The sequence below is a fragment of the Rhizobacter sp. genome (genome assembly GCF_031412495.1).
In the GTDB taxonomy this organism is placed as follows: domain Bacteria; phylum Pseudomonadota; class Gammaproteobacteria; order Burkholderiales; family Burkholderiaceae_C; genus Schlegelella_A.
The window spans coordinates 1-10,335 of sequence record NZ_JANODC010000156.1 but is presented as its reverse complement, the minus strand read 5'-3'; the positions used below and the strand labels follow the sequence as shown (position 1 = coordinate 10,335).

8 protein-coding genes and 1 pseudogene are annotated in these 10,335 nt (G+C 68.0%); all 9 read left to right on the top strand.

The features are described 5' to 3' along the window. The coding region (locus tag AC30N0_RS05675) for an NADH-quinone oxidoreductase subunit D (protein ID WP_489516953.1) at positions 1-1,221 on the top strand (1,221 nt) is incomplete at its 5' end. Beyond that, a complete protein-coding gene (locus tag AC30N0_RS05670; protein ID WP_489516952.1) occupies positions 1,218-1,742 on the top strand; it encodes an NADH-quinone oxidoreductase subunit NuoE family protein in 525 nt (174 codons plus the stop codon). The genes AC30N0_RS05675 and AC30N0_RS05670, both read left to right, overlap by 4 nt. Beyond that, positions 1,739-3,073 (top strand): annotated as a pseudogene (gene nuoF, locus AC30N0_RS05665) (NADH-quinone oxidoreductase subunit NuoF); the annotation flags it as partial. The gene AC30N0_RS05670 and the pseudogene nuoF, both read left to right, overlap by 4 nt. A gap of 125 nt (positions 3,074-3,198) precedes the next feature. After that, positions 3,199-5,619 carry an NADH-quinone oxidoreductase subunit NuoG gene (gene nuoG, locus AC30N0_RS05660; protein ID WP_489516951.1) on the top strand — a complete coding sequence of 807 codons (2,421 nt, stop codon included), beginning with the start codon at positions 3,199-3,201 and terminating at the stop codon, positions 5,617-5,619. Positions 5,620-5,695: 76 nt separating this feature from the next. Continuing rightward, the gene (nuoH, locus tag AC30N0_RS05655) at positions 5,696-6,736 is read left to right on the top strand and encodes an NADH-quinone oxidoreductase subunit NuoH (protein ID WP_489516955.1); all 1,041 of its coding nucleotides are present in this window, start codon (positions 5,696-5,698) and stop codon (positions 6,734-6,736) included. Positions 6,737-6,747: 11 nt separating this feature from the next. Beyond that, the gene (gene nuoI / locus AC30N0_RS05650) at positions 6,748-7,245 is read left to right on the top strand and encodes an NADH-quinone oxidoreductase subunit NuoI (protein WP_489516954.1); all 498 of its coding nucleotides are present in this window, start codon (positions 6,748-6,750) and stop codon (positions 7,243-7,245) included. A 21-nt stretch (positions 7,246-7,266) separates the two neighbouring features. After that, positions 7,267-7,914: an NADH-quinone oxidoreductase subunit J gene (locus AC30N0_RS05645; protein ID WP_489516950.1), complete on the top strand. Its 648-nt coding sequence runs from the start codon at positions 7,267-7,269 to the stop codon at positions 7,912-7,914. Beyond that, the gene (gene nuoK, locus AC30N0_RS05640; protein ID WP_489516949.1) at positions 7,911-8,234 is read left to right on the top strand and encodes an NADH-quinone oxidoreductase subunit NuoK; all 324 of its coding nucleotides are present in this window, start codon (positions 7,911-7,913) and stop codon (positions 8,232-8,234) included. The genes AC30N0_RS05645 and nuoK overlap by 4 nt, the downstream gene beginning before the upstream one ends. Before the next feature lie 4 nt (positions 8,235-8,238). Beyond that, positions 8,239-10,335 (top strand): NADH-quinone oxidoreductase subunit L (gene nuoL, locus AC30N0_RS05635; protein WP_489516948.1); only part of this gene is annotated, 2,097 nt, incomplete at its 3' end.

Here is a 10,335-nt window from a genome sequence, read left to right as displayed (position 1 = left end):
GGTCCGCAGCATCCGGCGGCGCACGGGGTTCTTCGCCTCGTGCTCGAGCTCGACGGCGAGGTCATCCAGCGCGCCGACCCGCACGTCGGCCTGCTGCACCGGGCGACCGAGAAGCTCGCCGAGACGCGCACCTACATCCAGTCGCTGCCCTACATGGACCGGCTCGACTACGTCTCGATGATGTGCAACGAGCACGGCTACTGCCTGGCGATCGAGAAGCTGCTCGGCGTCGACGTGCCGGTCCGGGCCCAGTACATCCGCGTCATGTACGCCGAGATCACGCGCCTGATGAACCACCTGATGTGGCTCGGCGCGCACGGCCTCGACTGCGGTGCGATGAACATCTTCATCTACTGCTTCCGCGAGCGCGAGGACCTGTTCGACATCTACGAGGCGGCTTCCGGGGCCCGCATGCACGCCGCCTACTTCCGGCCGGGCGGCGTCTACCGCGACCTGCCCGACACGATGCCGCAGTACCGCGAGTCGAAGATCCGCGGCACCAAGGCGACGCGCGAGCTGAACGACAACCGCAGCGGCTCTCTGCTCGACTTCATCGACGACTTCGCGCGGCGCTTCCCGGCCAAGGTCGACGAGTACGAGACGCTGCTCACGGACAACCGGATCTGGAAGCAGCGCACGGTCGGCATCGGCGTCGTCACCCCCGAGCGCGCCATCAACCTCGGCTTCACCGGTCCGATGCTGCGCGGCTCGGGCGTGCTGTGGGACCTGCGCAAGCACCAACCCTACGACGTCTACGACCAGGTCGACTTCGACGTGCCGCTCGGCGTCAACGGCGACACCTACGACCGCTACCTGATCCGCGTCGAGGAGATGCGGCAGTCGAACCGGATCATCCGCCAGTGCGTCGAGTGGCTGCGCGCCAACCCGGGCCCGGTGATCACGAGCAACCACAAGGTGGCGCCGCCGTCGCGGCTCGACATGAAGTCGGGCATGGAGGACCTCATCCACCACTTCAAGCTCTTCAGCGAAGGCTTCCGCGTCCCCCAGGGCGAGGCGTATGCGGCGGTCGAGGCGCCGAAAGGCGAGTTCGGCGTCTACATCGTCAGCGACGGAGCCAACAAGCCGTACCGACTGAAGATACGCGCCCCGGGTTTTTCGCATCTCGCCGCGCTCGACGAGCTCGCGCGCGGCCACATGATCGCCGACGCGGTCGCGATCATCGGCACGATGGACATCGTCTTCGGGGAGATCGACCGATGAACGCCGCGGTGCCTGTGCAGGCGATGCTGTCCGAGGAAGCAGCGCGTCGCTTCGAGCGGGAGATCGCCAAGTACCCGCCAGAGCACAAGGCCTCCGCGGTGATAGCCTGCCTGGCGATCCTGCAGCAGGAGCACGGCCACGTGTCGCAGGAAAGCGAAGCCCTGGTCGCCGTTGCACTCGGCATGCCGGTCATCGCCGTGCACGAGGTGACGACCTTCTACAACATGTTCAACCAGAAGCCGGTCGGCCGCTTCAAGCTGAATGTCTGCACCAACCTGCCGTGCCAGCTGCGCGGCGGCCAGCACGCCCTGGAGCACCTCTGCAGCTCGCTCCAGGTGGAGGAGGGCGGCACCACGCCGGACGGCGCCTTCACCGTCCAGAAGGCCGAGTGCCTCGGCGCCTGTGCCGATGCGCCGGTCATGCTCGTCAACGACCGGCAGATGCTGAGCTTCATGACCGACGACAGGCTCGACGACCTGGTCCGCACGCTGCGCGAGCCGTCACGCGCCGACGCGCCATGACCCCGACCCTGGACCTCTCCCGCTTCCAGGCCAGCGGCCGGGAAACCTGCTTCCACGGCCGCCACATCGAGCCGCAGATCTACGCCGGCCTCGACGGCACGAACTGGCGCATCGGTGACTACCAGGCGCGCGGCGGCTACCGGGCCATCGCGAAGATCCTCGAGCAGGGCGAGGGCAAGGGAATGAAGCCGGAGCAGGTGATCGCCGAGGTCAAGGCCTCGGGCCTGCGCGGCCGTGGCGGCGCCGGCTTCCCGACCGGCCTGAAGTGGAGCTTCATGCCGCGCCAGTTCCCCGGCCCGAAGTACCTGGTCTGCAATTCCGACGAGGGCGAGCCGGGGACCTGCAAGGACCGCGACCTCCTGATGTTCAACCCGCACATGGTCATCGAGGGGATGATCATCGCCGCCTACGCCATGGGCACCGCCGTGGGCTACAACTACATCCACGGCGAGATCTTCGAGGTCTACGATCGCTTCGAGGAAGCCCTCGAGGAGGCGCGCGCCGCCGGCTACCTCGGCGACAACCTGCTCGGCTCCGGGTGGAGCTTCCAGCTGCATGCGAGCCACGGGTTCGGTGCCTACATCTGCGGCGAGGAGACGGCGCTGCTCGAGTCGCTCGAGGGCAAGAAGGGGCAGCCGCGCTTCAAGCCGCCGTTCCCGGCGAGCTTCGGCCTGTACGGCAAGCCGACCACGATCAACAACACCGAGACCTTCGCGGCGGTGCCGTGGATCATCCTCAACGGCGGACCGGCCTACCTCGAGGTCGGCAAGCCGAACAACGGCGGCACCAAGATCTTCTCGGTGGTGGGCGACGTGCAGCGGCCGGGCAACTACGAAGTCCCGCTCGGCACGCCGTTCACGAAGCTGCTCGAACTCGCCGGCGGCGTGCCGGAGGGCCGTACGCTGAAGGCCGTGATTCCAGGCGGTTCGTCGGCGCCGGTGCTGCCGGCGGCGATCATGAACGAGGTGACGATGGACTACGACTCCATCGCCAAGGCCGGCTCGATGCTCGGCTCGGGCGCGGTGATCGTCATGGACGACTCGCGCTCCATGGTCCATTCGCTGCTGCGCCTGTCGTACTTCTACATGCACGAGAGCTGCGGCCAGTGCACGCCGTGCCGCGAGGGCACGGGCTGGCTGTACCGGATGATCGAGCGCATCACCAAGGGGCAGGGGCGGCTGGCCGACATCGACCTGCTCAACTCGGTGTCCGACAACATCCAGGGCCGCACGATCTGCGCCCTCGGCGACGCCGCGGCGATGCCGGTGCGGGCGATGATCAAGCACTTCAGGGACGAGTTCGTCGCCCTGATCGAGCAGCATTCGCCGCCCGCCGACGCGCGCCTGATCGGGCCGGCGAAGACGCTGCACCCCGAGCTCACGGCCGCCGCGGCGAACCTGCAGTACGGCCTGCACCCCGGCGCGCCAAAGGGCGGCCCGCTCGAGAAAGTAGCGCCATGATCGAGATCGAGCTCGACGGCAAGAAGGTGTCGGTGCCCGAGGGCAGCATGGTCATGCATGCTGCCGACGAGGCCGGCACCTACATCCCGCACTTCTGCTATCACAAGAAGCTGACGATCGCGGCCAATTGCCGCATGTGCCTGGTCGACATCGAGAAGGCACCGAAGCCCATGCCGGCCTGCGCCACGCCGGTGACGCAGGGCATGGTCGTGCGCACGCGCAGCGACAAGGCCCTCAACGCGCAGCAGGGGGTGATGGAGTTCCTCCTCATCAACCACCCGCTCGACTGTCCGATCTGCGACCAGGGCGGCGAATGCCAGCTGCAGGACCTGGCCGTCGGCTACGGCGCGTCGAGCTCGCGCTACAGCGAGGACAAGCGCGTTGTCTACCCGAAGGACGTCGGCCCGCTGATCTCGATGCAGGAGATGAACCGCTGCATCCATTGCACGCGCTGCGTCCGCTTCGGCCTCGAGGTCGCGGGCGTGATGGAGCTCGGCATGATCAATCGCGGCGAGCACTCCGAGATCACGACCGTCGCCGGCGACACGATCGACTCCGAGCTCTCAGGCAACATGATCGACCTGTGCCCGGTGGGCGCGCTGCTGAGCAAGCCGTTCCGCTTCCGCGCCCGCAACTGGGAGCTGTCGCGGCGCAAGAGCGTGAGCCCGCACGACGCCGTCGGCAGCAACCTCCTGGTTCAGGTCAAGGGCGCGCGCGTCATGCGCGTCCTGCCGCTCGAGAACGAGAGCGTCAACGAATCGTGGATCAGCGACCGCGACCGCTTTTCGTACGAGGCGCTCGGCAGCGACGAGCGGCTGACGCAGCCGATGATCCGCCAGGGCGGGGAATGGAAGGCGGTCGACTGGACGGTCGCGCTCGACTACGTGGCGCGCGGCCTGACCCAGATCTCGGTCGAGCACGGGCCGCAGAGCGTCGGTGCGCTGGCGCACCCGATGAGCACCGTCGAGGAGCTGCACCTGCTCGCCAAGCTGATGCGCGGCCTGGGCAGCGACAACGTCGACACCCGGCTGCGCGAGCTCGCGCCGGAGCCGCCGGGCGGCGCCGTCCGCTGGCTCGGCCGTCCGATCGCCTCGATGGCGGAGCTGCAGCGGGTGCTCGTCGTCGGCTCGTTCCTGCGCAAGGACCTTCCCCTGCTCGCCGTCCGCCTGCGTGCGGCGGCCAAGCGCGGCGCCAGGATCATGAGCGTGCATGCGCTGCGCGACGACTGGCTGATGCCGATGGGCCCGAGCATGGCGGTCGCGCCGAGCGCCTGGCCGCAGGCGCTGGCCGACATCGCCGGCGCCATCGCCACGGCCAAGGGCATCGCCGCGCCGGCCGAAGCCCGCGACAGCGACGAAGCGCGCGCCATCGCCACGGTGCTGCAGAGCGGCGAGCGCAAGGCCGTCCTGCTGGGCAGCACCGCCTCGCAGCACCCGGAGGCGGCCGCGCTTGAGCGCCTCGGCCGCTGGATCGCCGAGCACACGGGAGCGAGCTTCGGCTGGCTCGTCGACGGCGCGAACACGGTCGGCGCGCAGCTCGTCGGCGCCCGGCCGAACGGCAGCGGGCTCGATGCGGCCCGGATGCTCGGCGCCGACGCGCCGCTGAAGGCGTGCGTGCTCCTCAACGTCGAGCCGAGCCTCGACTGCGCCGACCCGGTGACGGCGATTGCGGCGCTGGCACGGGCCGAGATGATCGTGTCGCTCAGCGCCTTCAAGCCGGCCCCTGCGGACGACAGCGCCGACGTCCTGCTGCCGATCTCCCCATTCACCGAGACCGCCGGCACCTTCGTCAGCGCCGAGGGCCGGGTGCAGAGCTTTCACGGCGTCGTCAAGCCGCTCGGCGAGGCACGTCCGGCCTGGAAGGCGCTGCGCGTCCTCGGCAACCTGCTCGGCCTGCCGGGCTTCGCGTTCGAGACGCCCGACGAGGTCCGCGCCGAAGCGCTGGGCGACGTCGCCGCGCTCGGCGAACGCCTGGCCGCGCCCGCCGTCTCGGGCCCGCGTCGAGCGAGCGGCGAACGCCCGGCAGCAGCGCCCGGTGGCGCGAGCGCGCTGGAACGCATCGCCGACGTGCCCATCCACTCGACCGACGCCCTGGTGCGCCGCTCGAAGCCCTTGCAGCTGACCGCCGACGCCCGCCCGCCGCGGGTGGGGCTACCGAGCGAACTCGCGGCCGAGCGCGGCATCCTCGAGGGGGCGATGGTCCGCGTCACGCAGGGACGGGCCTCGATCGTCCTGCCCGCGCACATCGACCCGTCGCTGGCGTCGAACGTCGTCCGCGTCGCCGCCGGCCACCCGCTGACCGCGGCGCTCGGGTCGATGTTCGGCACGGTCGACGTCCTGGCGGAGCCGGCCGGTGCCGGCGACGCGGGCGGCGCCGGCGCACCCCGGGCTGCTTCATCGCCGCTGCCGGCGCACTGATGACCCACCGCACGCCGTGAACTTCGATCCCGTCACCGCCTTCGGCAGCGCCACGTTCGGCGGCTTCTGGCCCGTCATGTGGACGGTCGTCAAGATCGGCGCCCTGGTGCTGCCGCTCCTGCTCTGCGTTGCCTACCTGACGCTGTGGGAGCGCAAGGCGATCGGCTGGAGCCAGATCCGCCCGGGCCCGAACCGGGTCGGCCCGCTCGGCCTGCTGCAGCCCATCGCCGACGCCGTGAAGCTGATCTTCAAGGAGATCATCGTCCCGACGGCGGCCAACCGGGGCCTCTTCTTCCTCGGCCCGATCATGACGATCATGCCGGCGCTCGCCGCCTGGGCCGTCGTCCCCTTCGGCCCGGACCGGGCACTCGCCAACATCAACGCCGGCCTGCTCTTCATCATGGCCATCATGTCGATGGAGGTCTACGGCGTGATCATCGCCGGCTGGGCCTCGAACTCGAAGTACGCCTTCCTCGGCGCCATGCGCGCGTCGGCGCAGATGGTGAGCTACGAGATCGCGATGGGCTTCGCGCTCGTCGTCGTGCTGATGGTCTCGGCGAGCCTGAACATGACCGACATCGTCCTCGGTCAGGGGCGCGGCTGGTTCGCCGGGCACGGGGTCAACTTCCTCAGCTGGAACTGGCTGCCGCTGCTGCCGATCTTCGTCGTCTACGTCATTGCCGGCATCGCCGAGACGAACCGGGCCCCGTTCGACGTCGTCGAGGGCGAGTCGGAGATCGTCGCCGGCCACATGGTCGAGTACTCGGGCATGTCGTTCGCGATGTTCTTCCTGGCCGAGTACGCCAACATCATCCTCGTCTCGGTGCTCGGCTCGGTGATGTTCCTGGGCGGCTGGATGGCGCCGGTGTCGTTCTCGCTGTTCGGGATGGCGACGCCCGAGTGGATCGTCGCCTCGATGTGGTTCTGGGACTGGTTCTGGCTGTTCGCCAAGACCTTCGTCATCGCGACGCTGTTCCTCTGGGTTCGCGCCACCTTCCCCCGCTTCCGCTACGACCAGATCATGCGGCTGGGCTGGAAGATCTTCATTCCCATCACCCTGATCTGGCTGGTCGTCGTGGGTCTCGTCATCCAGTCGCCCTGGAACATCTGGAAATGAAAGCCGAGAAAATGGCTCCGGCAACGCCCATCAAGGATTTCTTCTCGAGCTTCATGCTCATCGAGCTCTTCAAGGGCATGCGGCTCACCGGTCGGCACTTCCTGTCCAAGAAGATGACGATCCAGTACCCGGAAGAGAAGACGCCGCTCAGCCCGCGCTTTCGCGGCCTGCACGCGCTGCGCCGCTACGAGAACGGCGAGGAGCGCTGCATCGCCTGCAAGCTGTGCGAGGCGGTCTGCCCGGCCCTGGCCATCACCATCGAGAGCGAGGTCCGAGACGACGGCTCGCGCCGGACGACGCGCTACGACGTCGACCTGACGAAGTGCATCTTCTGCGGCTTTTGCGAGGAGAGCTGCCCGGTCGATTCGATCGTCGAGACGAACATCCTCGAGTACCACGGTGAGAAGCGCGGCGACCTCTACTTCACCAAGGACATGCTGCTGGCCGTGGGCGACCGCTTCGAGAAGCAGATCTCCGCCGACCGCGCGACCGACGCGAAGTACCGCTGAGGCCGGCGGCGACCCCCCTGCATGGACACCACCACCGCGCTCTTCTACGTCTTCTCGGCCGTGCTGCTGTTCGCGGCCTTTCGCGTCATCACGGCACGCAGCCCCGTCTACGCGGCGCTCTACCTCGTGCTGGCCTTCTTCAGCGCCGCCTGCGTCTGGATCCTGCTGCGCGCCGAGTTCCTGGCGATAGCCCTGGTCCTCGTCTATGTCGGCGCGGTGATGGTGCTGTTCCTGTTCGTGGTGATGATGCTCGACGTGGACATCGGCTCCCTGCGCACCGGCTTCTGGAAGCACTTCCCGGTCGCGTCGCTGGTCGGCGTCGTCATCGCGCTGGAGATGGCGGCGGTCCTGTACCCCGGCTTTCACGTCATCGACCCGCCGGCCGCGACCGCCGCGGCACTGAAGCTCGGCAACACCAAGCTGCTCGGCATCGAGGTGTATACCCGCTACATCTACCCGCTGCAGATCGCGGCCGTCCTGCTCCTGGTGGCGATCATCGCGGCCATCTCCCTGACCCTGCGCGAGCGCAAGGACTCCAAGCACCTGTCGCCCTCCGAGCAGGTCAAGGCGCGCAAGGTCGACCGGATCCGGGTGATCTCGATGAAGCCGCAGGCGACGCCCAGCGATCCGGGCAGCGACGCCGAGACGCCCATCGGAGACCGGCGATGACGCTGGCCCTCGGGCCGGTGACACTCGGTCATTACCTCTCGGTCGGCGCGATCCTGTTCGCGCTCTCGGTCATCGGCATTTTCCTGAACCGCAAGAACCTGATCGTCCTGCTGATGGCCATCGAGCTGATGCTGCTGGCCGTGAACCTCAATTTCGTCGCCTTCTCGCACTACCTCGGCGACATGGCCGGCCAGGTGTTCGTGTTCTTCATCCTGACCGTCGCCGCGGCCGAATCGGCGATCGGCCTGGCCATCCTGGTGGTGCTGTTCCGGACCCGCTCGACGATCGCCGTCGACGAGCTCGATTCGCTGAAGGGCTGACGCGATGGCCACCGTCCTGTCAGCCACGCTGCTCGTCGCCATTCCCGCCGCGCCGCTGGTCGGCGCGGTCGTCGCCGGCTTCTTCGGCAGGCAGGTCGGGCGGGCCGGCGCGCACACGGTCGCCATCCTCGGAGTCGCTCTTTCCTTCGTGCTGTCGGCCTGGGTGCTCTGGGACGTCGCCATGAACGGCGCCCGCTTCAACGGCACGATCTACGAGTGGATGCGGCTGGGCGGGCTGACCATGGAGATCGGCTTCCTGGTCGACGGCCTCACCGCCGTCATGATGTGCGTCGTCACCTTCGTGTCGCTGATGGTGCACATCTACACCGTCGGCTACATGGCCGACGACCCGGGCTATCAGCGCTTCTTCAGCTACATCTCGCTGTTCACCTTCTCGATGCTCATGCTGGTCATGAGCAACAACTTCCTGCAGCTCTTCTTCGGCTGGGAGGCCGTCGGTCTGGTCTCGTACCTGCTGATCGGCTTCTGGTACACGCGGCCGACGGCGATCTTCGCCAACATGAAGGCGTTCATCGTCAACCGGGTCGGCGACTTCGGCTTCATCCTCGGCATCGGCCTCATCGTCGCCTATGCCGGCACGCTGAACTACGGCGAGGCCTTCGCCAAGGGCGGGGCGATGGCCGCGATCACCTTTCCCGGCAGCGACTGGATGCTGATGACCGTCATCTGCGTCTGCCTGTTCATCGGCGCGATGGGCAAGAGCGCGCAGTTCCCGCTGCACGTCTGGCTGCCCGACTCCATGGAAGGCCCGACACCGATCTCGGCGCTCATCCATGCCGCGACGATGGTCACTGCCGGCATCTTCATGGTGGCGCGGATGTCGCCGCTGTTCGAGCTGTCGGACGCCGCCCTGTCGTTCGTCCTCGTGATCGGCGCCATCACCGCGCTCTTCATGGGCTTCATGGGCGTGATCCAGAACGACATCAAGCGCGTGGTCGCGTACTCGACGCTGTCGCAGCTCGGCTACATGACGGTGGCGCTCGGCGTCTCGGCCTACCCGGTGGCGATCTTCCACCTCATGACGCACGCCTTCTTCAAGGCGCTGCTCTTCCTGGCGGCAGGCTCGGTGATCATCGGCATGCACCACGACCAGGACATCCGCAACATGGGCGGCCTGCGCAAGTACATGCCGATCACCTGGATCACGGCGCTGCTCGGTTCGCTGGCCCTGATCGGAACGCCGTTCTTCGCCGGCTTCTACTCGAAGGACTCCATCATCTCGGTCGTCCATGCGAGCAACCTGCCGGGCTCGACCTTCGCCTACTTCGCGGTCTCGGCGGGCGTGTTCGTCACCGCCTTCTATTCGTTCCGGATGTACTTCCTGGTCTTCCACGGCAAGGAGCGCTTCCGCGACAAGCCGTTCCCGCCCGAGGCCGACCACCACGCCGCCGATGCGCACGCCGATTCCCACGTCGACGCGCATGCGCTCGACAAGGGGGACGAGCACGCCACGCACGCCGAGCCGGGTGCGAACCACGACGACCACGCGACGCCGCGCGAATCGCCCTGGGTCGTGACCATCCCGCTGATGCTGCTGGCGATCCCCTCGGTCGGCATCGGCTTCCTGACCGAGGGGCCGATGATCTTCGGTGGCTTCTTCCGCGACTCGATCACCGTCCTCGTCGACCGGCACCCGGCCATGGGACAGCTCGCGATCGACTGGCACGGCCCCGTCGCCTTCGCGCTGCACGCCTTCACCGGGCCGGTGGTCTGGCTCGCCTTCGGCGGCGTCGCGCTGGCCTGGTTCTTCTACCTGAAGCGGCCGAGCATTCCGGCCGCCATCCAGCGACGCTTCTCCTGGCTGTACCGCCTGCTCGACAACAAGTACTACATGGACTGGTTCAACGAGCACGTCCTCGCGCGCGGCGCGCGCCTGGCGGGAACGGGCCTGTGGAAGGGCGGCGACGTCGGCATCATCGACGGCGTCCTGATCGACGGCTCGGCGCGTGGCATCGGCGGCATCGCCAGGCTGACGCGGCGGCTGCAGAGCGGCTATCTCTATTGGTACGCCCTGTTCATGATCGTCGGCGTCATCGGCCTCATGACCTGGCAGCTCTGGCCGTTCCTCGTCCGACCGTTC